This window comes from Campylobacter concisus (assembly GCF_902460675.1).
In the GTDB taxonomy this organism is placed as follows: Bacteria; Campylobacterota; Campylobacteria; order Campylobacterales; family Campylobacteraceae; genus Campylobacter_A; species Campylobacter_A concisus_AJ.
This window is the reverse complement of sequence record NZ_CABPUQ010000001.1, coordinates 1687456-1711120: the sequence shown is the minus strand read 5'-3', so window position 1 is coordinate 1711120 and position 23665 is coordinate 1687456. Positions and strand designations below refer to the sequence as shown.

Annotated in this window: 20 protein-coding genes; 14 read left to right on the top strand and 6 right to left on the bottom strand. The window is 37.3% G+C overall.

Annotated features, from left to right (window positions below; genetic code table 11):
• Positions 1-1296, bottom strand: coding sequence for a glutamate--tRNA ligase (gene gltX / locus F3G88_RS08355; RefSeq protein WP_103650761.1), 1296 nt, complete (start codon positions 1294-1296; stop codon positions 1-3).
• Between the two features lie 146 nt (positions 1297-1442).
• On the opposite strand from gltX, the gene mscL reads away from it, so the two are divergent.
• From mscL to F3G88_RS08325, 6 genes are all read left to right on the top strand, one after another.
• Positions 1443-1850: a large-conductance mechanosensitive channel protein MscL gene (mscL, locus tag F3G88_RS08350; protein WP_009294582.1), complete on the top strand. Its 408-nt coding sequence runs from the start codon at positions 1443-1445 to the stop codon at positions 1848-1850.
• A gap of 98 nt (positions 1851-1948) precedes the next feature.
• The gene (locus tag F3G88_RS08345) at positions 1949-2587 is read left to right on the top strand and encodes a Crp/Fnr family transcriptional regulator (protein WP_149715877.1); all 639 of its coding nucleotides are present in this window, start codon (positions 1949-1951) and stop codon (positions 2585-2587) included.
• 120 nt (positions 2588-2707) lie between these two features.
• Entirely contained in the window at positions 2708-3280 is a 573-nt protein-coding gene (locus F3G88_RS08340) for a cytochrome c3 family protein (RefSeq protein ID WP_084040850.1), read from the top strand.
• Positions 3281-3289: 9 nt separating this feature from the next.
• Positions 3290-4657, top strand: coding sequence for a multiheme c-type cytochrome (locus F3G88_RS08335; RefSeq protein WP_149715876.1), 1368 nt, complete (start codon positions 3290-3292; stop codon positions 4655-4657).
• A gap of 556 nt (positions 4658-5213) precedes the next feature.
• Positions 5214-5990: a metallophosphoesterase gene (locus F3G88_RS08330; RefSeq protein ID WP_223228751.1), complete on the top strand. Its 777-nt coding sequence runs from the start codon at positions 5214-5216 to the stop codon at positions 5988-5990.
• 1 nt (position 5991) lies between these two features.
• On the top strand, positions 5992-6789 hold the full coding sequence (locus F3G88_RS08325) for a phosphatidylserine decarboxylase (protein WP_149715874.1): 798 nt from the start codon (positions 5992-5994) through the stop codon (positions 6787-6789).
• Between the two features lie 291 nt (positions 6790-7080).
• Here F3G88_RS08325 and F3G88_RS08320 read toward each other — a convergent pair whose 3' ends face one another.
• Genes F3G88_RS08320 through F3G88_RS08305 form a run of 4 tightly spaced genes read right to left on the bottom strand, consistent with a single transcriptional unit; the run spans position 7081 to position 12965 of the window.
• Positions 7081-9960 (bottom strand): DNA-binding transcriptional response regulator, encoded by a 2880-nt coding sequence (locus F3G88_RS08320; RefSeq protein ID WP_149715873.1) that lies wholly within the window; start codon positions 9958-9960, stop codon positions 7081-7083.
• Positions 9950-10684: a hypothetical protein gene (locus tag F3G88_RS08315; RefSeq protein ID WP_149715872.1), complete on the bottom strand. Its 735-nt coding sequence runs from the start codon at positions 10682-10684 to the stop codon at positions 9950-9952. Before F3G88_RS08315 ends, F3G88_RS08320 begins: the two co-directional genes overlap by 11 nt.
• Positions 10681-12498 (bottom strand): excinuclease ABC subunit UvrC, encoded by a 1818-nt coding sequence (gene uvrC, locus F3G88_RS08310; protein WP_149715871.1) that lies wholly within the window; start codon positions 12496-12498, stop codon positions 10681-10683. The genes F3G88_RS08315 and uvrC overlap by 4 nt, the downstream gene beginning before the upstream one ends.
• Positions 12492-12965, bottom strand: a complete 474-nt coding sequence (locus tag F3G88_RS08305; RefSeq protein ID WP_188117473.1) for a hypothetical protein — start codon at positions 12963-12965, stop codon at positions 12492-12494. The genes uvrC and F3G88_RS08305 overlap by 7 nt, the downstream gene beginning before the upstream one ends.
• Positions 12966-12974: 9 nt before the next feature.
• On the opposite strand from F3G88_RS08305, the gene F3G88_RS10315 reads away from it, so the two are divergent.
• The 4 genes from F3G88_RS10315 (at position 12975) to F3G88_RS08290 (ending at position 17717) form a co-directional block, all read left to right on the top strand.
• Complete coding sequence (locus F3G88_RS10315; protein WP_012001408.1) at positions 12975-13142, top strand: LptM family lipoprotein; 168 nt, start codon at positions 12975-12977, stop codon at positions 13140-13142.
• A 113-nt stretch (positions 13143-13255) separates the two neighbouring features.
• Positions 13256-14644 carry a sodium:proton antiporter NhaD gene (nhaD, locus tag F3G88_RS08300; protein WP_103603235.1) on the top strand — a complete coding sequence of 463 codons (1389 nt, stop codon included), beginning with the start codon at positions 13256-13258 and terminating at the stop codon, positions 14642-14644.
• A gap of 10 nt (positions 14645-14654) precedes the next feature.
• On the top strand, positions 14655-16187 hold the full coding sequence (gene guaA, locus F3G88_RS08295; protein ID WP_149715870.1) for a glutamine-hydrolyzing GMP synthase: 1533 nt from the start codon (positions 14655-14657) through the stop codon (positions 16185-16187).
• A 192-nt stretch (positions 16188-16379) separates the two neighbouring features.
• Complete coding sequence (locus F3G88_RS08290) at positions 16380-17717, top strand: DNA/RNA helicase domain-containing protein (RefSeq protein ID WP_180999917.1); 1338 nt, start codon at positions 16380-16382, stop codon at positions 17715-17717.
• Between the two features lie 815 nt (positions 17718-18532).
• Here F3G88_RS08290 and putP read toward each other — a convergent pair.
• Positions 18533-20020, bottom strand: a complete 1488-nt coding sequence (gene putP, locus F3G88_RS08280) for a sodium/proline symporter PutP (protein ID WP_149715869.1) — start codon at positions 20018-20020, stop codon at positions 18533-18535.
• A 146-nt stretch (positions 20021-20166) separates the two neighbouring features.
• On the opposite strand from putP, the gene F3G88_RS08275 reads away from it, so the two are divergent.
• The 4 genes from F3G88_RS08275 to F3G88_RS10310 form a co-directional block, all read left to right on the top strand.
• Positions 20167-20877: an amino acid ABC transporter permease gene (locus F3G88_RS08275; protein ID WP_188117472.1), complete on the top strand. Its 711-nt coding sequence runs from the start codon at positions 20167-20169 to the stop codon at positions 20875-20877.
• On the top strand, positions 20870-21598 hold the full coding sequence (locus F3G88_RS08270; protein WP_087581502.1) for an amino acid ABC transporter ATP-binding protein: 729 nt from the start codon (positions 20870-20872) through the stop codon (positions 21596-21598). Before F3G88_RS08275 ends, F3G88_RS08270 begins: the two co-directional genes overlap by 8 nt.
• A 12-nt stretch (positions 21599-21610) precedes the next feature.
• The gene (locus tag F3G88_RS08265) at positions 21611-22381 is read left to right on the top strand and encodes a basic amino acid ABC transporter substrate-binding protein (protein WP_149715867.1); all 771 of its coding nucleotides are present in this window, start codon (positions 21611-21613) and stop codon (positions 22379-22381) included.
• A 128-nt stretch (positions 22382-22509) separates the two neighbouring features.
• The coding region (locus F3G88_RS10310; protein ID WP_188117471.1) for a cache domain-containing protein at positions 22510-23665 on the top strand (1156 nt) is incomplete at its 3' end.

The window sequence follows — 23665 nt, the reverse complement described above, 5'->3', positions numbered from 1 at the left end:
CTAGATTAAAATTTTGCCTAGATCATCTTTGATGAGTGGATAGAGCTCGCTAAGCTCAGGGCCGTGAAGGTCGTTTGTAAGAAGCGCACGTAGCGGCATGAAAAAGTTTTTACCTTTTAAATTTGTAGCGCTCATAAGCTCTTTTTTAAACTCATCAAATGTTTCGCACGCTTTTAAATTACGAGCTGCTTTTTTTATGATCTCAAATTCGTTTTTGTACTCATCTGGAGCTATTTTTGGTGAGTATATAGCCTCTACTTTTGCTTTTATCTCAGGCACTAGTGAGCTTTCTTGAGTATAAAATTTAACTAACTCAACCTTGCTCTCATCCACGCCAAAGATCTCTTTTATGCGCTCTTTTGAAGCAAGCTTGATGTGTTCTCTATTTATCTGCTCAAGTTTTTTCACGTCAAATCTAGCAGGTGAGCGTGAAATTTTGGTTATATCAAACCACTTCACCGCATCTTCTATCGTAAAAATTTCAGTTGGAGTTTTGTTGCCAAGAAGTATCAGATAGTTTGCGATCGCCTCAGGTAAAAATCCCTGCTCAAAGAGCCATTTGACGCTTGATTCGTTCTCGCGTTTGCTCATTTTTTTGCCCTCTATATTTAAAAGGATAGGCAAATGCGCGTAGTTCATCTTGCCGGTGTAGCCAAGCCCCTCGCGTATGAGGTCTTGCTTTGGTGTGTTGCTCACGTGATCCTCGCCGCGTATGACAAAGGTCACGCCCTCAAGCATATCATCAACCGCGCAGGCGAAGTTGTAAGTCGGAGTCTTGTCCGCTCTCATGATGACAAAGCTATCAACGGCGTCTGGTTCGAAGCTTAGCTCGCCTTTGATCGCATCTGTAAAGCTCATCGTGCGTGTTGGTTTTTTCATGCGGATGACAAATGGCTTCTCGCAGTTTAAAACTTCAGCGTCGCTTAGTCTCTCGCAGGTGCCGTCATATCTATATGCCACGCCTTGCTCTTTTGCTTTTTGTTTTTTTGCTTCGAGCTCTTCTTCGGTGCAAAAGCAAGCAAATGCCTTTTTATCGATGAGAAGCTTTGATGCAAGCTGTCTGTGGAATTTTAAATTTTCACTTTGGATGTAAATTTGCTCTGGTTTTATGCCAAATTTGCTCAAAATTTCTAAGATATCTTTCTCTTTTCCCTCGATATTTCGCTCTTTGTCAGTATCTTCTATGCGTAAAATAAAGCCACTTTTATCTTGCAAAGAACAAATATAGTTGAAAATAGCAGCACGTAAATTTCCTATGTGCATATCTCCTGTTGGAGAGGGTGCAAAACGATACATAAGCTCATTCCTTACGTTAAATTTGAAGTTTGGATTATAACACTCGCTTGATAAATTTAAAGTTATGTAATTTTAAATTTTTAGGCTAAGCAAAGCATATTTTTTATAAAATCCGCACGAAAATTTAACTATTTATAGGAGAAAGAATGAGTTTTATCAGCGAATTTAAAGAATTTGCGATGCGCGGAAATGTCATAGATATGGCAGTTGGTGTTGTTATCGGTGGGGCATTTGGAAAGATCGTTTCATCGCTAGTTGGTGATATTATTATGCCAGTAGTTGGTGTTATAACAGGCGGTGTAAATTTCACTGATCTTAAGCTAACACTAAAAGAAGCGGCAGAAGGTGCGCCAGCTGTTACGATAAACTATGGCTCATTTATACAAACAATGGTTGATTTTTTAATCATTGCATTTTGTATTTTTTGCGTCATCAAAGCTTTAAATACACTTAAAAATAAACTACCAAAAGAAGAAGAGGCAGCTCCTGCAGAGCCTGAAACTCCAGCTGATATAGCACTTCTAACAGAGATCAGAGATCTTCTTAAAAAATAAATTCTTAAATCAAAGGGAGAAAGCTCCCTTTGAAATCCGTTAATTTTTGTCCTATTTTTTATGCTAAAATGCTTTTTCATCTTAAAAGCGAGTGAAACATGATAGAACAAATCCCATTTTTTCAAGGCCTTAGTGCCGATGACCTAGCCAAACTTGAAGCAATAAGCGTTATTAAAAAATACAAAAAAGGCGAGTTTTTATTTATAGAGGGCGAGGAGCCAAAGTGGCTTACGTTTTTGATAACTGGCTCGGTTAAACTTTATAAAACTACGGCAAATGGTAAAGAAATTTTTATCCATCAGCTTGCACCTATGAATTTTGTAGCTGAAGTTGTAAATTTTGAAAATATCCCTTATCCAGCGAGTGCCATTTTTACTATCTCTGGCGAGGTTTTAAAGATAAATTATGAAAAATTTGAAGCACAGTTTTTAACAAAGCCAGAAATTTGCATGAAATTTCTAAAATCAATGGCTCAAAAGATAAGGATCACTACAAATTTACTCCACCAAGAGCTCATTTTAAGCTCTGAAGAGAAGGTAGCTAGGTTTATTTTAGATCATGAAGATCTATTTAATGAACTAAAGCATACAAAAATTTCATCAATACTCAATATGACTCCAGAAACTTTTTCGAGAATTTTAAATAAATTTAAAACAAATGGTTTGGTCAAACTTGATGAGAAGAACCAAATTCTAGAAAAAAATGTAGGTGGGCTACAAGAAATTTATTCTTATTGAAAGTTAATATCAAATAAATATTTTCATTTACTTAAAGAAAAAATTTATATATTTTTGGATAGTATTCGTCTAAAATTTTCGTAAAAATTTACGATATATTGATAAATTCAGGAGGAAATTTTGGCTGAAGTTAAGAAGAAATTTTTTGTTTGGTCATCTGTGATAATAGGCATCGTAATCGGTCTTATCGCTTCTATGGGCATAGCTGATGCACTTCACGCGACTGGTAGCGGCTACATCTGTACCATTTGTCACACGATGGATCCTATGAATGCTGCATATCACGAAGATGCGCACGGCGGCAATAACAAGCTTGGCATAAAAGCTGAATGTTCAGCCTGTCACCTAAATCATACAAGTGCCTATACCTATGTACTTACAAAACTTAAAGTATCGATAAATGATGGTTATAAGACATTTTTTACAGATACAGACAAGATCGACTGGCGTAAAAAACGCGAGCATGCATCTCACTTTGTCTATGATAGTGGATGTTTGACTTGCCACTCAAATTTAAAAAATGTTATTCAAGCTGGTAAATCATTCTTGCCACATAGAGATTATTTCGTTCTTGGAAATCCTAATAAGAAATCATGTGTTGATTGCCACGAGCACGTTGGTCACAAGAATTTAGGACTACAAATCGATAAATTTGAAGCAATTAAAAAACAAGAAAACAATAAAACCAAGTAAGGAGGAGAGATGTTTAAAAAGTCGCTAATGTTATTAGCCTGTCTAATGTCTTTTGGCTTTGCCGCAAACATGGATGCAAATAAATCTGACGCTTTAAACCTTAATGTTGTAAAAAACATTAAAGTTGCTCACAAAATGTCAGACTTATCAAAAAGCTGTGTTGAGTGCCACGCTAAAGAGACACCCGGCATAGTTGCCGATTGGAAAAATAGTCGCCACGCTCACGTTGGCGTAAGTTGTATGGATTGCCACTCTGTAAATGCAGATAATCCTATGGCTTCAGTTAAGGTGCATCCAAAAGATTCTAACAACCACGTTTCAATGCTAGTTAGCCCAAAAACTTGTGCTAAGTGTCACGAAAATGAGGTTGAAGAATTTGTTAAGAGTGGTCACGCAAGAGGTGCTATGCAAATGTATGCTAACCCTGCGATGGAAAAACTAATGTATCACTATGAAGGTATGGATCATCCAGATCTAAAAATGGCTCCAGACGCTACTGGTTGTACACAGTGCCACGGAACCGTCATCAAACTAGACGCTGATCACAAACCTACAAAAGAGACTTGGCCAAACTACGGTATAGGTAATGTTTATCCTGATGGTGGCGTAGGCGGATGTAAATCATGCCACAGCGCACACACATTTAGCATAGCTGAAGCTAGAAAACCAGCTGCTTGTGCATCTTGCCACCTTGGACCTGATCACCCAGATATTGAGATCTTTAACAACTCAATGCACGGACATATCTATAATAGCGAAGCTCACAAATGGAATTTTGATGCTGCTCCTGATACATGGGATGTACCAGACTTTAGAGCTCCAACTTGTGCAGCTTGCCACATGAGTGGTGTTGGTGAAACAACAACAACTCACAATGTTTCAAGAAGACTAAAATGGAACCTATGGGGCGTCAGCAGTAAGCTAAGAACAGCTGGTGATGAACAAGCTGCTGTTGTTTACGAAAAAACTGGCAAACTAACCATAGGAACGCCACTTGCAGGTCATCCAAATGGACCAGAAGCAGCAAGAGCTGAGATGAAGCTAGTTTGTAAAGCTTGCCATACATCAACTCATACAGATAACTTCTTCATTATGGGTGATAAGCAAGTAGAGCTTTATAACGTTTACAATGCTGAAGCAACTAAGATGCTTGAAGAGTTGAAAGCTAAAAACTTACTACTCGCAGACGCTTGGGAAGATGAATTCCAAGATGTTTACTATCATATGTGGCACCACGAAGGTCGCCGTATGAGACAAGGCGCTCTAATGGGTGGCCCTGACTACTCACACTGGCATGGTGTATTCGAAGTTAAAAATGATATAAGAAAACTTCGCAAGATCTACAAAAAAAGAATGGAATCTGGTAAAGTAGAGTAATGCTTTTTAAGGTGGGAGTTTTTCCCACCTTTTTATTTTTAAATTCCAAATTTTATCTTTTAGTTATTATCCTAAGGCAAATATCTTTTAATAATTATTTTTGTAAATTTAAATTATAAAATCATACGGCTTAGCACTACAAATTGTTCTAAATAATTAATAAAATTTATAATGTAAATTTAAAAATATAAAATATAATCCTTGTTTTCAAGGAGATATTTTGGGACTTTTTCGGATTATTATTGGGGCATTTATCTTTAGTGTTTTTACAAATTTATACTCATATAAACGTTTTATAAAAAAGGTATCTTTTTTTACTCCACATCTTAAAAAAATTCGCATATTTTTCTATATTATTAGTGTGCTTGAGTTTGTATTTGTTCTTCAGCTAAGATTTTCTTTTTTAAATATAGAACTCTATCTGATAGCAGGAACGCTCATTGGCTTTTCTCTATTTTTATTTGGCATTAGTTTATTTTATGATATTGTTAGATCCATTTGTTCAAAAGCTCATTTTAATCCCACAAGACGAAAATTTATTAAATTTTGCTTTGATGTGACATTTGTCATTTTTGTAGTTGCTTGCTTTTTGAAAGGAATTTTTAACGCACTTACTCCGCCAAAGATCAGACAAGTTAGTATAAAAATAAAAAATTTACAAAGTGATCTAAAAATAGCCATGATAACCGATGTGCACATTGGCGAGTTTTTGCAAAAGGATTTTGTGGCTGAGCTTGTAAAAGAGATAAATTTAGCTAGACCAGACCTAGTCGTGATAGTTGGCGACTTGGTTGATATGAGAGCTGAACTTATAGGCGATTTTTTAGATCCATTAAAAAATCTTAAAAGCACCTATGGCACCTTTTATGTCCCTGGCAATCACGAATACTACCACGGAGTTGATGGGATACTAGAAAAAATTCGCGCTCTTGGCATTAGGATACTTGGTAATAAAAATGAAAAAATAGCTGGTATAAATTTAGCAGGGGTCTATGATCTAGCTGGCATAAGGTTTAAAAATTTAGAGCCAAATTTAGATGAAGCGCTAGCTGGACGCGACCCAAATTCGCCTACCATCCTACTCTCTCATCAGCCAAAATTTATAAAAACTATGCAAAAAGATGTTGATCTAGTGCTTTGCGGTCACACGCACGCTGGACAAATTTTCCCTTTTAGTATCCTAGTTTTGCTGGATCAGGGTTTTTTACATGGGCTTTATAAGATTAATGATAAAATGCAAGCTTATGTTAGTAGCGGTGCAGGATTTTGGGGGCCTCCGGTTAGGATATTTGCTCCTAGTGAGATCGCTATTTTAAATTTAAGCAAGGACTAAAATGAACAAGGACAATCTCTTTTCTCAATTTTTTGGCAAGGTTGCAAAAATAAACTTTTTCAAACCGCTTCAAGAGCTTATCAACTCCTTTTATGTAAAGCTATTTAAGATCGACATGAGCGAGTTTAAGCCATCAAATGAGTATAAAAATTTAAACGAACTTTTCACCAGAGAGCTCTTAAAGCCAAGAGAATTTGACGCAGCAGATGAGATATTTATAAGTCCTGTTGATGGTACCTGCCTTAGCTTTGGCACTACAAAAGAGCTAGAAGCTTTTAGTATAAAAGGTATGAGCTACGGGCTAAAGGAGCTTTTAGGGCAGGGCGAGCTTGAAGGCGAGTTTGACTTTGCCAACATCTATCTTAGCCCAAAAGACTATCATCACTATCATGCACCTTGTGATATTACGATAAAAAAAGCGGTCTATATCCCTGGTAAGCTTTACAGCGTGGCGGTAAAATGGCTTGGCAAGGTCGATAGCCTTTATACCAAAAACGAGCGTGTGGCGCTACTTTGCGAGATGAAAAATGGCAAAAAACTTTGGCTAGTTTTCGTGGGTGCGCTAAACGTTGGTAAGATGAAATTTTGCTTTGATGAGCGTATCCAGACAAATGCGATGGCAAATTTTACGCAAATTTATGAGTATGAAAATTTACACATTAAAAAGGGCGAGCGTCTTGGAAATTTCGAGCTTGGCTCAACCATCGTCATACTTAGCGAAAAAGATGCGATCGAGTACAACCTCTTTGAAAACAAAGAGCTAAAATTTGCTGAAGCTATCGGTAGGATAAAAGAGTAAAATTGATCCAAAGCTAGCCTAATGCCAAATTTACAGGCTAGTAAATTCTATTTTTACCCATGCCGTTTTAAGAATAAATTTGATCTACTATTGGCTTAAATAAATTCAAAAACCTGCAAATCCTTTTAGCAAAATGCTAGCTAGATCTTGATCAAAATAGCTTTGCCAAATGCAAGCTACATTAAATCAAAGCGGCAAATTTACCAGCAAAAATTTAAATTTTATCTCACATAAATTTACTAAAGATGCAAGCCTAGAAATTTAGTTCAAATTTACAAGCTAGCCAAACACTCAACTCTTAAATTTTATAAACTTAAAGTTGTTTTTTAGTTCATTTTGGGTTGAATTTATCTCGCTAAGCTCTGATTTTACGAAGTTTGTAAGCTCTATCTTGCTAACGCTTGGAGATAGGATTTTTATATACTCTTTTTGATTTTTAAGCTCCAAGTTGTTGCTAAAAAGTAGCACTCTAGCATCTAGCTTTAGCCCAGATCTAAGCTCAGATATCGTGGCTATTAGCTCTTTCATATCAAAACCCTCCGCTGCTTCATCCACAAGCGCTAGCGAGCAAGGTTTTGTCTTTATCTTTATCAAAAACTCGCTAAAGCTATTTGCGATCTCAAGCGTGTTTTGAAACTCGCCAAGAGCGCCAGCAAATATCTTATTTTCAAGCTTCGTGCTCTTGTAAATCACTATATTTTCATTTTTGCTAAAGTATCTATTTTCTTTGCTTGGCTTATAGTTTTTGATAAATTTAGGCAAAATTTGATTTAGATCATCTTTGCTAAAAGGCTTTCTGATCTTCTCATCAAAAGCAGGTAGCAGCTCTCTTTCAGGGATATTTGAGGTGTTTGAGACCACAGCGACTAAATTTATCTTCTCTTCTTGAAGTGATCTTATCTCTTTTACGAAATTTGCCACGCTATTTTCAAAAAATGAAGCATCGATAAAAACAGCATTAAACCTATTTAAAAGCAGTGCTTGCTTAAGCTCTTTATGGCTGCTAACGCCTATAACTTCGCAGTCTAAGAAGCTAAAGGCGCGCGAAAACATCTCAAGACTAAGCGGATTTTTATCGCATAGTAAAAAGAGCACTTTCTCTTCAGCCAAGCTCTCGCCCTTGTTCTTCTCCATATAGACAAGCCGCGCAACGCTAAGTGGCGTGAGCGGATCTTTTAGCAAGACCGCATTTTTTATATTTATATTTTTACTAGCACTCTGCCTTGCAAAGACGATGTCATAGTTTTTCGCTAGTGCTTGGTTGTTTGAGATAATATTTTGAAACCTAAGCCCCATATCTTCTAAAGTAGCTGCGAAAAATTCATTGTATTTTGCATTTATATCAGGCAGATATGCGATCCTTAGCTCATGATTTAGGCTGAAATTTTGCAGTTTTCGCACCTTTTTTAGGCTAAGGATAAATTTAAACTCATTGCCAGCTCCGCCAAGCGTGCTTATATCAAGGTTTGAGTTAAAAAGCCCTAGATAAAAGCTAGCAAGTCTGAGATAAAACTCGCTCTCTTCATCGTTTATCTCGCTTTCATCTTTTGCGCTTAAAGCCTTTATCTGCTCTTCATTTATGAAAATTTGATTTGTCCTTATCTTTGTTTCGATGAGCAAAAGACCACTTTGGCTAAGAGCGTCGCTGACATTTTTTATCTCCACTATCAAGTTGGCAAATTTATCGCATTTTGTCACGATAGCTTGCATGATAGAGCCAAATACAACGCTTATCTTCTCGCTATCTCCCTCTAGCTCGTCGCTAATGTTTGCGTCAAGATAGGTTAAGAAATTTAGCTTTTTCTCTTGCGTAAAAGGTATCTGCGCTTCAAGTATGTTTGAAAATAAAATTTGTGGGTTAAATGGCTTTAAATTTAGTCCAACTTCGCCATTTTTGCTATCAAGCAAGCCTTTTATATTGCTATAATTTAGCGCGATTATTTGGCTATTTTTTTCTAAATTTTCAAAAAGAAGCTCATTTTTTACCACATTTTCATCTTTTTTTAGGGTAGCGACCGAGCTAAAGATCTGCTCTTTTGCTTGATAAAATTTCTTACTTAGCCTAACAAGCAGTCTATCTTTTATCGCAGCAAAGCTTCTTTCTTGCTCATACTTTTGAAGTAGCTCTTTATATAGTGTTATGAAGCTTTCTATTAAATTTTGTGGATTTCTATTTCCCCTTTTTAAAATCTCATCTCTTACAAGCTTCATTTTTTGATTTAAATTCTCTAGATCTTTTAGCCAGATGTATGTTTTATAGCCAGCGTAAAAGAGCCAAAATGAAAGAAAAAACATCAAAAATGTTAGGCTAAGCACCTTTACTCTAAAGTTATCATTTAGTCTCTTTAGCTCGCCACTTAAGACATTTGCTATCTTGCTAAAGAGCTTGGCTCTATTGCTTTCAAAGGTATATATCTGCAAAATTTCATCACGTGTTAGCTCATTTTTTAGCTTTAGCTTAAGGCGGATCTCGTCATAGCCCTGAGAGGTCTCTATATTATCAAGCCTATCTATATCTCTTATTATGTTGTCTTTTATATCGCCATTTGGGAGTAAATTTGCATTTATATCGTTGTATTTAAGGCTATCTAGAGATTGTTTTAACGAACTTTCAGTAATTTTTTCTTTACCCATAAGCACAGCCAAGATATGCTCTTTTGTGATATTTACGTTTTGAAGCAGCTGATAGGTTCTGAGTAAAGAGAGTATATAACGCTTCATATTAATATCTAAAGCAACATCTCTAAACACTACTTGCCCACTTTCAACAGCAGAATTTGCTAACTCAACAAAGCTAAGAAACGAGAGATTAGAGCTCTCCCAACTTGCATTTGCGTTTTTTAAAACCTCATTTAGCCTATCTCTTATCCTTTTATCATCTGTTGTGTTAGAAAGAGTGTTTGATAAACTTTCTACAACTAAATTCTTAGCAGCATTTGCCTCTCTTAAAGCCGTCTCGTCTTGTGGCGACCTAGTTTGGCTGTATCTTTCGTAAGCAATTCTTTCTGAAACGATCGCATCTAAGGTTTTTCTTATCAAACTTTCTCTTTTTACCTCGCTATTTATGCCATAAGAGATCCTAAATTTATCAAAGTAGAGCGCGCCATTATAAAAGCAAGTGATAGCAGCCAAAAATATCGGCAAAAGAACCAAAAATTTACTAACCCTCATGGCCAAGCCTTTTTGAAAATTTATTGCAAAGCGTGCTTATTTCGCCTAGTCTTTCATTGATATGAGCGATCTTTTTCATTTTGTTTGGTCTGGTAAGTAGCGCATCGAAATTTGCCACAAGCGGAGTGATCTTTAAATTTAGAGCCGGCTCTTTTAATATCTTTATGCTCTCTTCTAAAAATTTAGTATCTCTTGCTTGTACTGCACTTTGGATAAAGATCATCTTATCTTTTGCCTTGCTTAAAAATATACCAAGGTAGGTCGCAAACTCGCTTTTGCTTAAATTTAAAAAGCTAGCCGTCTCGCTAAACCAGCTCTCGTTTAAAACCTCTTCTTCTTTGTCTAAAAGCTCTTTTTCATCTACCTTTAAATTTGGCAAGCGAAGCTTTGTCTTTGCTTTTATCGCAGCTTGCTGGTTTTGGCTGTAAATTTCTGTTTGATCTAGGATTAGAAGCTCGAAATACTCTTCGTTTTTTACTGAGCTGATCTTTGAAAATTTAAGCGTCGCATTTAAAATTTTGCCGTTTTTAGTCTTTAAATTTACTCTTAAATTTGGCCTTTTTGCCAGATAGTCTATAAAAACTCCAGACTCTTTGTAGTCCAAAACTAGCTCGTCAATGTCTTTATGCTCGCTTAAAAACTCCCTTACATCTTTAAATTCAAGCAGACCAAGAGAGATATCTCCCATCGCTAAAATTTGACCGTTTTTGTCGTATATTATCACTTCAAATTTCCTTCTTTGAGCGTTAAAAGCTTTGCTGCCACGCTTTTGTTTGTTATTTTTGCTACTTCGTCTAAATTTGCTTCGCTGATTTTATCAAAACTTCCGTAAAAGCTGATTAATTTCGCGATACTGCCCTCAGATACGCCAGCTTGTCTTAGCACTGATCTTTGCATATCATTTTTCTGCCTTGTTTTTCTGTGAAAACTGATGACAAATCTATGGCTCTCATCGCGCATTTTTTGGAAAAATTGCAGTTTTTTATCGCTCGTGCTTAGGCTAAAACTGCCATTTTTTGTATAAATTTTATCCTTTGCCTCGCCCTTTGCTCTGTGAGCTTTGGCGTCTATTTTTTCTTTTGAGATAGCGATCACATCGACATTTGCGCCACTGCTTGCTAAAATTTCGCAGGCTAAGCTTAAAAGCACTTCGCCGCCGTCTATGACCCAAAGATCAGGCGGGCTAAGCTTATCAAACCTAAGTGCTCTGGCAGTTAGGCTCTCTCTCATCTGATCGTAGTCGTTTTTAGAGTTTAGGTGCATGTGACGGTAGTTTTGCTTCGCCCACTCACCATGCTCATAGCGCACCATCGCCCCCGCACTTGCCTCGCCAAAAAAGTGCGAGTTGTCGTAGGCTTCGACCACGTAAGGCGTGTGAGCTAGATTAAAATACTCTTTTATCTCGTTTAAGAGCTCGTTATCGTGTGTTTTTAGGTATTTTTCGATGCTAACTTCGGCGTTTTTTGTAGCTATCTCGCAAATTTTACGCTTATCGCCTATTTTTGGGCAAGTGATGCTAAATTTACGTCCAAACCTCTCGTTTAAAATTTCCTCCACCAGTTCGCTATCTTCAAAGTTTTCATTGACGTAAATTTTGGTGCTGATTATTGGCTGACCAGCGATAAAGCTTTTTAAAATAGCCTGCTTATAAGCCTCGTTTATCTCGTCTTTTTGAGCGTTTTTAGCCTGCGTGATATCGGTTTTTACGCCTGTTATCTTGCCACTTTGCACGCTAAATCTCACAGCGCAGATCATATCATGCACGCAAGCGACCGAGTAGGCCTCAAAGTCTTCAAGCTTAGCTAGATCGACCTCGACCTTTGTTTGCATATTTTTAAGCGTTTGCATCTTATCTCTAGTCGCGGCTGCTTGCTCGTAGTCTTCGGCCTTGGCGTAGTTTAGCATGAGCTCTTCAAGGCGAGCGATTAACAAATTTGGATTTTGCAAAGCGGCTGTGGCGTCAGCGACTATTTTGGCGTAGCTCTCTTTTGAAATTTTACCCTCGCACGGGGCGTAGCAGCGTTTTAGCTGGTGAAAAAGGCAGGCTTTTTTGCCTTTGATGCAGGACTTTTTTTGAACTAGGTTGAAATTTAGATAAAGCGCTTCAAGAAGCTCTCCCGCTCCACTAAAATATGGCCCAAAATAGCGAATGTTTGAGCCTTTTACAACCTTTCTAGTGATCTCAAATCTAGGGAATTCATCGTTTAAATTTATAAAGATATAAGGATAGGTCTTGTCGTCACGAAGTAAGATGTTGTATTTTGGCTTAAGCTGTTTGATAAATGAATTTTCAAGTATGAGCGCGTCTGCCTCGCTTGGTGTGACGATGTATTCAAGATGCACCGCCTCGCTTATCATCTTTGAAATTCTTGGGCTTAGCTTTTCAGCTGGGGCTAAGCTTGGGATAAATTTAAAGTAGCTTTTGACCCTGTTTTTTAAAATTTTGGCCTTGCCTACATATAAAAGTCTGTTTTGAGCGTCAAAATACTGATATACGCCAGGCTCGTTTGGAAGTGTTCTTATCTCGTCTATTAGCATCTTGCCTGCTCGTTTTTCTTTAGCAAAATTTCTCTTAGCTCTTCAAATTTCTTATAAATTTGCTCATTTGTGGCTAAATTTTTAAACTCGCCTTTGCTTGCTGGCGCGATGAAATTTGACCTTTGCGTAGGTTGAGGCGTGAAAAATTTTAGATATTTGCTCACGATAAATCTTATATTTTCTTCTTTTTTATTTTTTATATAGTTGATCTCATTAAGAGGTTTTGGCTCGATGACGCTTGCAAAAATGCTATTTTTATTAAATTTGTAAAAGGTTTTTAATAACCCTTTTATATCATTTATACTACTATCACGTCTAAGCTCCAAAAGCCCTGAGGGATGAGTGAGAACGAAGGTTAAAATGCCTTCTCTAACATAGCAAAAAGCTATGTAAAATCGCTTTGCTTTACCCATTAGGCGAAGAAGCTCTTGGCACTCGTCTGCCATGCTTAATTTTTCTTTATACAAAGGATTTTCGTGGATAGCATCTATCATAAATTTGGCGTCTTTCATAAGGCAATCTTATCATCTTTTATTTTAATTTTCGCTCTTTTTGCACTTAGTGGTTGCGGCTACAAGGACGATCCATTTTATGGCGATGCACCTGTGAAAGAGAAAAAAACAGATAAGATCAATAAAATTTGATCTTAAATTTCGCGTAAGATAAAAATGTAATGCAAGCTTAATAAATTTAACTAACCTAAATTTTAGGCTCATTTAAGTAAAATACGCAAATTTTTATCTTACAAGGAGAGTATATGAGGTTATTTGGACTTCTAGGCTTGTTTTTTGCTATAGCCTTTGGTGCTGACGGAGAAGCTGCGGCTATTGACTTAACTACTACATGGGCGGGAATTTTATCGCTTATCATTTTTGTTGTTGGATACTTTTTCATAGCAGCAGAAGAGAATTTTCACATCGACAAGGCAAAACCTGCTATCTTTATCGGCACTTTTATGTTTTTGCTAATCGGCGTTTATATGCTTATAAACGGCATGGATGTGCATTCGCTAGAGCACGAGGTAAATCACCTGATCTTAGAGATAGCTCAGATCGTCTTTTTCTTAATGGTAGCGATGACATTTATCGAAGCACTTGTTGAAAGAGATGTATTTAACGCACTTAAATACAACCTAGTTTCAAAAGGCTACACTTACAGAAAGCTATTTTGGCTAACTGGTATTTTGGCATTTTTCATTAGCCCAGTGGCTGATAACCTAACAACAGCGCTTATCCTATCAACCGTTCTTTTAACGATAGATAGAAATAATACAAATTTCCTAGTCGCAGGTGCGATAAACATCGTCGTAGCAGCAAACGCAGGCGGAGCGTGGAGTCCATTTGGCGATATCACTACACTTATGGTTTGGGCAGCTGGCAAGTCACCATTTTTAGACTTTTTCGCACTTTTCCCAGCTTCATTTATCGGCTGGTTTGTGACAGCGTTTTTACTTTCACGCATCGTGCCAAATACTGCGCCTCATTTTGACGTCGCAAATGAGCCAAAAGTGGTTATGAAAAAGGGCGGTAAAGCGGTTATCTTTATAGGTGCATTTACCATCTTTTGTGCAGTTATGATGCACCAGTTATTTCACTTACCAGCGATGTGGGGCATGATGTTTGGCTTCTCACTGCTTAGCCTTTACACTTACTATTTCAAAAAAGCCCATAAAGACGAAGAGCCTATGAACGTCTTTCACTATATGTCAAAGATCGAGAATAACACGCTATTTTTCTTCTTTGGAATTTTAGCTGCAGTTGGCGCTCTTCACTTTGCTGGATTTTTAAATTACGCTGTATCACTTTATGATAAATTTGGCTCGACACCTGTAAATATCGGAGTTGGCTTCCTCTCAGCAGTCGTTGATAACGTCCCTGTTATGTCAGCTGTGCTAAAAGCAAATCCGGTCATGGGAGCTGATGCGGGCGAGGCTATGAGTCAGTGGCTACTAGTGACACTTACAGCTGGTATCGGTGGTTCGATGATCAGTTTTGGCTCAGCAGCTGGCGTTGGAGTAATGGGTAAATTAAAAGGAATTTATACCTTTGGTGCGCATATGAAATATGCATGGATGGTAGTTTTGGGATACATCGTATCACTCATTGTTTGGTATGTGCAGTTTGAAATTTTTCACATCTACTTTTAAAAGGTTATAAATGAACAATACGATTATAGTTTTGGACTTTGGTTCGCAGTATACTCAACTAATAGCTAGAAGGCTAAGAGAAGAGGGAGTTTATACTGAAATTTTGCCATTTAACGCAAAACTAAGCGATATAAAGGCGAAAGATCCAAAAGGTATCATTTTAAGTGGTGGTCCAGCTAGCGTTTATGCTAAAGATGCTTACTTTTGTGATAATGGCGTTTTTGAGCTAAATATCCCTATACTTGGTGTTTGCTACGGCATGCAGCTACTTGCTCACACACATGGCGCTGAGGTTTTAGCAGCTGATCACAAAGAGTACGGCAAGGCTGAACTTAGCGTCGTAAAAGAGCACGATCTTTTTAAAGATACACCTTCAAAACAAATCGTATGGATGAGCCATAGCGACTATGTAAAAGACCTACCAAAGGGCTTTGAGGCGATTGCAGTCAGCGAAAATTCGCCTTATTGTGCTTTTGGTGATGATAAACGTAAATTTTATGCGATCCAGTTTCACGCAGAGGTACAACACAGCGAGTATGGCACGCAAATTTTAAAGAATTTTGCTAAATATATCTGCGGCTGCGAGAGCACTTGGAACATGGGAAGCTTCGCTAAAAATAAGATAGAAGAGATCAGAAAAACAGTGGGTACTCACAAGGTACTTTGCGCAGTTAGTGGCGGCGTAGATAGCTCTGTGACCGCAGCGCTTTTAGCAGCAGCTGTGCCTGAAAATTTGATCCTTGTATTTGTTGATAACGGACTTCTTAGAACAAACGAAAAAGAGCAAGTTGAAGCTACATTTAGAACGAAACTTGGCGTTGAGCTAGTTAGCATAGATGCGAGTGAGATATTTTTAGGTCGCTTGGCTGGCGTCGTTGATCCTGAGAAAAAACGCAAGATCATAGGCGAGACATTTATAGAAATTTTTGAGCAAGAGGCTAAGAAGCATGGCGATGTGAAATTTCTAGCTCAAGGCACTCTTTATACTGATATCATCGAAAGCTCAGTCGTTGGCTCAAGCAAGACGATAAAGAGCCACCACAACGTTGGAGGTTTGCCTGATTGGATGACATTTGAGCTTATTGAGCCGCTAAGAGAAATTTTTAAAGACGAGGTTAGAAAGCTTGGACTTGAGCTTGGACTAAGCCGCGATCTAGTCTTCCGCCACCCTTTCCCAGGACCGGGCCTTGCTATCCGCATAATGGGCGAGGTAAATAAGCCAAGCCTTGAGCTACTTCGCAAAGCCGACGTGATCTTGCGCGATGAATTAAAAAGTAGTGGCTGGTATAACAAAACTTGGCAGGCATTCTGCGTACTTTTAAATGTAAATTCTGTTGGCGTAATGGGCGATAATCGCACCTATGAAAATGCTGTTTGTGTGCGCGTGGTCGATGCGAGCGACGGCATGACTGCAAGCTTTTCAAGGCTTCCTTATGATCTACTTGAAAACGTAAGTCGCCGTATCATAAATGAGGTAAACGGCATAAACCGCGTAGTTTATGACATCTCAAGCAAGCCACCTGCAACGATAGAGTGGGAGTAAAAATATTTTATGAAAAGCACCAATGTAGATTCTCTAATTCAAATATTTGACTCCAAAAATAAAGATCTACGTAGGTCGCTTTTTAAATTAGTAGATGGTAGTTTTTCATTTAAGCGAGATAAAGGCATGTCTGATAGTGAGATGGACAGTATATGTTTGTTTTTTATAGAAATAAGCTTACATTTATCTCATATGCAAAAAGAAGGTTATTTTATATCTACTTTAATTGAAGCCGGAATAAGAGAAGAATTTGATATTCTAAGGTTTAGTAATAAATCTGTTTTGAATGTAGAAGTTAAAAGTGAGCTGCCAAAAGATGGTATATCTGCGATTAGAGATCAATTAATCAGGCACAATTGTTTGCTTAAATTATTAAATAAAGATATTATTGTATGTACATATATAGTAAAAACAAAACAAATTTATTTATTAGAAGATGATAAATTAAAAGATATTGATTTTTCAGATTTATCCAAAATGATTCCAGATGATTATGTAATTAAAAACGAATTGCTATCTATAGATCAGTCATCTCTTATAATTTCTCCATACTCACAGCCTAAAGAATTTAAGAATCATAAATATTTTTTAACAAGTGAACAAAATCAAAGAAAAAACGACATACTAAAAACTGATTATAAAAAAGTTTGTCTTGCAGGAGGACCTGGAACAGGAAAATCTTTATTATTATTGGATTTAGCAAAAGAATATATTTTGAGTGGAAATAAAGTTTTAGTTATATTTTGTGCACTAATTCCTGAACATGAATTATTATCTAATGAATTGGGTATAAAAATTGTACCAGTAAAAGGCGTTAGTATAGATCATGATCTAAAATGTTATGATGTTATACTAATAGATGAGGCACAAAGACTGTATGAAATACAATTTAAACAGCTTTTAAAGCTTGATAATAAGATGATAGTATTTTCAGTAGACCATCAGCAAACACTTCATAAATCAGAAAAAGCGTTGAATGTAGAAGAAAAATTAAGTAATGGAAGTGATATTTTGCATATAAGGCTAAAAGATAAAATAAGAACAAATATTTTTATGGCTTCTTTTATATCTAAATTCTTGCATACTAAAACCAGCAAGGTTCAACCATACGATTACGATAAAGTCCAGGTTGTATATTTCTCTAATAAAGATGACGCAAAACTATATATTGAGAAAAAATGTTCCGAGGAGCATTATGTTTCAATCGAGTTAACAGAGTATACAACAAAATCAACTAGATCCCTAAAAAGAATAATGGTCTATGCAAAATCAAAATCTACGCACAATGTTATTGGAAGAGAATATGAAAATGTGCTTGTAGTTTTAGATAAGTATTTTAAATATTCTGAAGAGGGGAACCTGATATCTTTATACAATGAATATTACCCTTACGACGAACATAGTTGTATTTTTGAAGCACTAACCAGAGTAAAAAGTAATTTATTGCTAGTTGTAATTGATAATCCTGAATTATTTATTCAGATACAGAAAATATTGTCCTGGAAAAACGACAAGTTGTATTCTGAATAAAAGTATAGCCTCTATCAATAAATCCTTTGAAAAATTTAACTACAATGATACGTAAATTTGTAAAAGGACATCAAATAGGCCAAATTTATAATCTCAATAGATATCCAAACATAGTAGAAAAAGCGTCGTTGGCAAAAGGCTCTTTCAAAATAAAAACGCAAGCATCGATATATACGCATTTGACGAAAGAGAGGAGCTAGATCACTGTAGATAGTCTAGCTTGGGTCATAGAGGGCGAAGCGCAGTTTGAGTAAGACAAAGAGTCTATGGCTTGGACTTCTCATACACAGAGGGGAATAATGATGTTTTTAATGTAGATATACTAAAAGAAATAGGGAAAAATATAATAAATCTACAGGGCAGGTTATGCTAAGATGGCTAATCCAAAGAAATGTCATCGTTGTCCCAAAATCTGTAAAGAAGGAGCGTGTGAAACAAAATAGAAGTTTTTGATTTTGCTCTTACTGATGAAGATATATTAAAAATTGCTATGCTAGATACAAAAAGAGTACAATTCACGATCCGCAAGACTTAGAAACTAAAAGTTAAAAGACACTAGCAAAGATGTGTTTTTATGTCTAAAGGCTAAATTTTAGAATATGATTAAATGCAAATTTGAAAGTTGCAGTGTTGCTGCATACAAGAAAAAAATAAAAGCTTTGCAAATGCTTATTTTGTAAATTTATATGAATAGCGAGAGTGGTTTAAGATTTAAATTTTTATTGCTATCTGGATGATTTTCTAATAAAGAAAGTAAAGTTAAATTTTAGAAATTCCCAGTTACAAGTACTAGGAATTTCTTATAAATTTAAGACCTAAAGCCTTGTCTTCATCTTTTCAAATTCATCTTTTATCACTTGCTCGTGTGGCTCGATAGTCATTTTATTTATCGCGTCGCCCCAGATACTGACCATGATGATGGCTAGGCTTGAGGTTAAAATGCCTGGTAGAATTTCATAAACATAGGCATTTAGTCCTGATGTTATCCAAAATATCACGGTCGCACCGCCAGCTATCATACCAGCAAGCGCTCCAAGTGCGCTCATGCGTTTCCAGTAAAGGCTAAAAAGAAGCACCGGACCAAAGCTCGCGCCAAATCCAGCCCAAGCGTTGCCAACGACGTTTAGAACGTTATCTGTCGAGATAAAGGCAAGTACGGTGGCAATTATCGCTACAACCACAACTGCATAGCGGCTGATCGCTGTTTGCGTGCTTTGACTCACCTCTTTTTTATAAAAGGCAAAGATGAAGTCCTTTGTGACTGAGCTTGAAGTGACTAAAAGCTGGCTTGAGATGGTACTCATGATCGCTGAAAGCACAGCTGAGATGATGATACCTATAAAAAATGGCGGGAAAAGTAGCTCACCAAGCTTTAAAAACACGGTCTCAGGATCGCTCAGTCCGCCTCTTTGGCTAAAATATACAAAGCCGATAAGTCCGCTCATAATTGCGCCTAGTAGGCCGATCGTCATCCAGCCAATGCCGATCCTTCTTGCCTTTGCAAGCTCTTTTGAGTCACGTATCGCCATAAATCTAACGATGATATGTGGCTGTCCAAAGTAGCCAAAGCCCCAAGCTAGAAGGCCCAAAATGCCCCAGAAAGTCTGGTCTCTAAATGGATTTAGGTGATTTGCATCAAGCTTGCTTATCTCTTTTATCAAATTTGTATCGCTTGGCAAGTCTAAATTTAGATATGCCACGACTGGGATCGAAACTAGGACACAAAACATCAAAAGCCCCTGAAATGCGTCAGTTATGCTAACAGCCTTAAATCCACCAAAAAATGTGTAAAAGACTACGATTATGAGCGTAAAGACCGCTCCGTATGCAAATTTTAAACCAAAAAAGCTCTCAAAAGTCTTGCCACCAGCGATGATGCCGCTACTTACGTAAAGTGTGAAAAATATCAATATGATAAGACCTGAGATGATCCTTAAAATTTTCGTCCTATCTTTAAAGCGGTTTTCCAAAAAGTCTGGTATCGTGATGCTATCGCTTGCAACCTCAGTATAGACCCTAAGTCTTTTTGCTAGAAATAGGTAGTTGCAGTAAGCTCCCACGATAAGGCCAGCTATCATCCAGACATTTGCCACGCCAGTTGCGTATAAGGCCCCGGGCACGCCAAGTAGCATCCAACCACTCATATCAGAAGCACCAGCGCTAAGTGCGGTGACGACTGGACCCATTTGACGGTTATCTAGCAGATACTCGTTCATACTTGCATTTTTATCGTAGAAATATCGTCCGATGAAGAGCAAGAAACCAAAATAGATGGCGATGGCTAAATAAGACCCAAAGCTCATAAATTTCCTTTCAAATAAAATAAAACGCTTATGTTATTACAAATTTATTTAAATTTCAATGCTAGGGCAATCCTTAAATTTATTTAAGCAAAATGATATATTTTTTTTCGTATCATTTAAGGCTACATTTTAAAGAAAGGATGAAGTTGAACGCTCAAAATTTAGCTAAATTTCTGTTTTTTATAACAATCGTCTCATTGGGCGCATATTTTTTCTACCCAAGGGAGCTTAGCGATGCTCAGCAGCTAGCCTATATCAAGAGCTACGGAGTGACGCTGGGGCTTACTATCGGTGGTGTCGCCATAGGTATTACGCTTGGATTTATCTTAGCGTTTATTAAATTTCTAAACATCAAAGTTATAAATTTTATAATAGACGAATACATCGACATCTTGCGTGGAACGCCTGTAATACTTCAACTTCTTATATTTTCAGTGGTCATTTTTGCCACTTGGAGTGACAACTTTTATGTCGCTGTGATCGCACTTGGACTAAATAGCTCGGCATACGTCGCTGAGATCGTAAGAAGCGGCATAAATAGCGTTGATAAAGGCCAGATGGAGGCAGCACGCGCGATGGGTCTAAACTACTACGTTTCGATGCGTGAGGTGGTTTTTCCACAGGCTACAAAAAACATCTTGCCAGCGCTTGCAAACGAATTTATCTCGCTTTTTAAAGAGACCTCAGTCGTTGGCTACATAAGCGTCGTTGATATTACGATGCAAAGTAAGAGCCTTCAAGCGGTCTTTTACAGCCCAGAGCCAGTCATTTTTACGGGCATTGTATATTACGTGAGCGTTAAATTTTTCACCCTTTTGGTGAAACTACTTGAGAGGAGACTAAATCGCCATGATTGAGATTAAAAATTTAAACAAAAGCTATGGCGATTTGCGTGTTTTAAATGACATTAGCGTAAATATCAAAAAGGGCGAAGTCATAGCGATAATTGGCCCAAGCGGCGGTGGAAAAAGTACATTTTTGCGTTGTATAAACCGCCTTGAAGAGCCAGATAGCGGGCATATCAAGATAAATGGCGAAGATATCCTCGATAAAAAATCAGACATAAATAAAATTCGCCAAAAAGTGAGCATGGTGTTTCAGCACTTTAACCTTTTTGCAAACAAAAATGTATTGCAAAATTTAACTCTAGCTCCGATAAAAGCTGGGATCTTAGACAAAGAGAGTGCTGAGAGGAGGGCAGATGAGCTGCTAAAGAGCGTTGGGCTAAGTGATAAGAAATTTGCCTATCCGCACAAGCTCTCAGGCGGTCAAAAGCAGCGTATCGCGATCGCTAGAAGCCTTGCAATGGAGCCAGAGGTGATACTGTTTGACGAGCCAACAAGTGCGCTAGATCCTGAGATGATCGGCGAGGTGCTTGATATCATGAAAGATGTCGCGGCCAAGGGTATAACGATGCTTGTTGTGACTCACGAGATGGGCTTCGCAAGAAACGTGGCAAATAGAATTTTCTTTATGGATAAAGGCAAGATAGCAGTTGATGATACGCCAAAAAATGTCTTTACAAATCCGCAGCACGAGCGTCTGCGAGAGTTTTTAGGCAAAATTTTAAACCACTAATAAAGGAGTAAAATGAAAAATTTATTAAAAGTTCTAGCGTTAGGGTTAGTTATGTTTTTTATAGGTTGTGGTGATGATAGTGGTAAAAAAAGTGCTACAAATGCACCAGAAGCTAGCAAAGAGGTAGTTTATAAGGTAGGTTCAAGTGCTGATTATCCTCCGTTTGAGTATCTTGATGATAAAAATCAAATCGTTGGCTTTGAGATTGATCTTCTAAATGAGATCACTAAAAAAACTGGGATCAAATTTGACGTAGCAAATATGAGTTTTGATGGGCTAATACCTGCTTTAAAAACTGGCAAGATAGATATCGCGATAAGCGGCATGAGCGCAACTGACGAGAGAAGAAAGTCTGTTGATTTTACTAAGCCATATTATTTTTCAGAGAATTTATTTATCCGCAAAAAAGGCTCAGATGTAAATAAAGACAATCTTAAAGATAAGAAAATTTCAGCTCAAGTTGGCACACTTCAAGAAGAGGCAGCTAAAAAGATCACAAATCAGTCAATCCCAGCTGAAAACGTAGCAGCAGCTATAATGTCACTAAATGCCGGTAAAATCGATGTTGTGCTTACTGATAGTCCAATAGGTGTTGAGTTTTTGAAACAAAATCCAGACTTAGAGGAGTTTTTAAGACTTCCTGACGGCACAGAGGGCTTTGCAATGGCATTTGATAAGGGCAAACACACTGAGCTTATCAAAAAAATAGACGCCGCGATCGAAGAGCTACAAAAATCTGGCGAATTTGATAAAATGCTCGCTAAATACGGCCTTAAGAAGTAACTCTCAATACAAATTTGCAAGAGGCAAAATGCTTCTTGCAAAAAATCTCACAAATTTCTAATTTATAAAATTTAATATTATTTAAATATATTGTAATAAAATTGTCAATTTACTTTAAGGAGAATGCAATGAAGTCACTCAGGATGAGAACGGCACTTGTGCTAAGTGTCATGATCTTAGTTTGTGTTAGTGTGGTTGGTCTTGTGACCTATAACATGGCTAAAAATCTATATACCGACAGGGTCGAAAGTAAAGAATTTCCACTTGCGATCAATGAAGTTGGTTATAAAATAGAGTCTTACATCGATAAGATAATCGACTCTTCTTATCAAATAACTCAAAATAGCTTCTTAATAGACTGGGTCAAAAACGGCGAGGACGAGCACGGCAGAAAGGTCTTGTTTGACTATTTTCAAACTCTTGCTAAAAATTTAAAGCTAGATACGATAATGTTTGGCTCAGATAGAACCCTAAACTACTACGTCGAAGATAAAATTTTAAAGGTCATTAACCCAGAAAATGACAAATGGTACTATGCCTTAAAAGATGGCAGCAGCCTAAGCCTAATCGACATCAACAAGGCTGAAGACGGCAGTGGCAAGATAATGATGTATATAAACTACAAAGTTCAAAAAGATGATAAATTTTATGGTATCGCAGCGACTGGCGTAAATTTAAGCGAGATAGTAAATTTTGTCCAGTCACAAAAGATAGGTCGTGGCGGTAAATTTCTACTAGTCGATGAAAAAGGCGACATCAAGATCGGTAAAGACGTAAGCGGCAACCTAAAAGATATAGTTGGCGATGCAAACCTTAAAAAGCTAATCAACGAAAATGGCAGCTACATATCGCTAGATAAAGATGGCAGAAATTTATTGATCGGCTCAAAATATATCAAAAGTATGGGCTGGTATCTTATCGGAGAGCTTGACAAAGACGAGCTTTTAGAGGATCTAAACTCACTTGCTTATGCATCTGTTGGAGTGCTTGTAGTGGTGCTTATTTTAGGACTATTGCTCTCGCTTTACCTATCGTCTTACCTCCTAAAAATCATCCTCAAACTAAAAACAGGCCTACTATCTTTCTTTGATCTACTAAATCACAAGACAAACAAAGCCCAGCCTATAGAGATAACCTCTAAAGATGAATTTGGTCAAATGGCAGAGCTAATAAACAAAAACACAAAGGCCATTGAAGATGGTATGAAAGATCAAAGTATCTTCATCCAAAAAGCCAACACCTTTGTAAATGAGATAAAAGATGGCAACTATGAAGCAAGTCTAG

Bases quoted from the DNA above. Each gene is read 5' to 3' on its own strand.
- gltX (WP_103650761.1), bottom strand. From the start codon at position 1,296: ATGTATCGTTTTGCACCCTCTCCAACAGGAGATATGCACATAGGAAAT.
- mscL (WP_009294582.1), top strand. From the start codon at position 1,443: ATGAGTTTTATCAGCGAATTTAAAGAATTTGCGATGCGCGGAAATGTC.
- F3G88_RS08345 (WP_149715877.1), top strand. From the start codon at position 1,949: ATGATAGAACAAATCCCATTTTTTCAAGGCCTTAGTGCCGATGACCTA.
- F3G88_RS08335 (WP_149715876.1), top strand. From the start codon at position 3,290: ATGTTTAAAAAGTCGCTAATGTTATTAGCCTGTCTAATGTCTTTTGGC.
- F3G88_RS08325 (WP_149715874.1), top strand. From the start codon at position 5,992: ATGAACAAGGACAATCTCTTTTCTCAATTTTTTGGCAAGGTTGCAAAA.
- F3G88_RS08320 (WP_149715873.1), bottom strand. From the start codon at position 9,960: ATGAGGGTTAGTAAATTTTTGGTTCTTTTGCCGATATTTTTGGCTGCT.
- uvrC (WP_149715871.1), bottom strand. From the start codon at position 12,498: ATGCTAATAGACGAGATAAGAACACTTCCAAACGAGCCTGGCGTATAT.
- nhaD (WP_103603235.1), top strand. From the start codon at position 13,256: ATGAGGTTATTTGGACTTCTAGGCTTGTTTTTTGCTATAGCCTTTGGT.
- guaA (WP_149715870.1), top strand. From the start codon at position 14,655: ATGAACAATACGATTATAGTTTTGGACTTTGGTTCGCAGTATACTCAA.
- F3G88_RS08290 (WP_180999917.1), top strand. From the start codon at position 16,380: ATGCAAAAAGAAGGTTATTTTATATCTACTTTAATTGAAGCCGGAATA.
- putP (WP_149715869.1), bottom strand. From the start codon at position 20,020: ATGAGCTTTGGGTCTTATTTAGCCATCGCCATCTATTTTGGTTTCTTG.
- F3G88_RS08270 (WP_087581502.1), top strand. From the start codon at position 20,870: ATGATTGAGATTAAAAATTTAAACAAAAGCTATGGCGATTTGCGTGTT.
- F3G88_RS08265 (WP_149715867.1), top strand. From the start codon at position 21,611: ATGAAAAATTTATTAAAAGTTCTAGCGTTAGGGTTAGTTATGTTTTTT.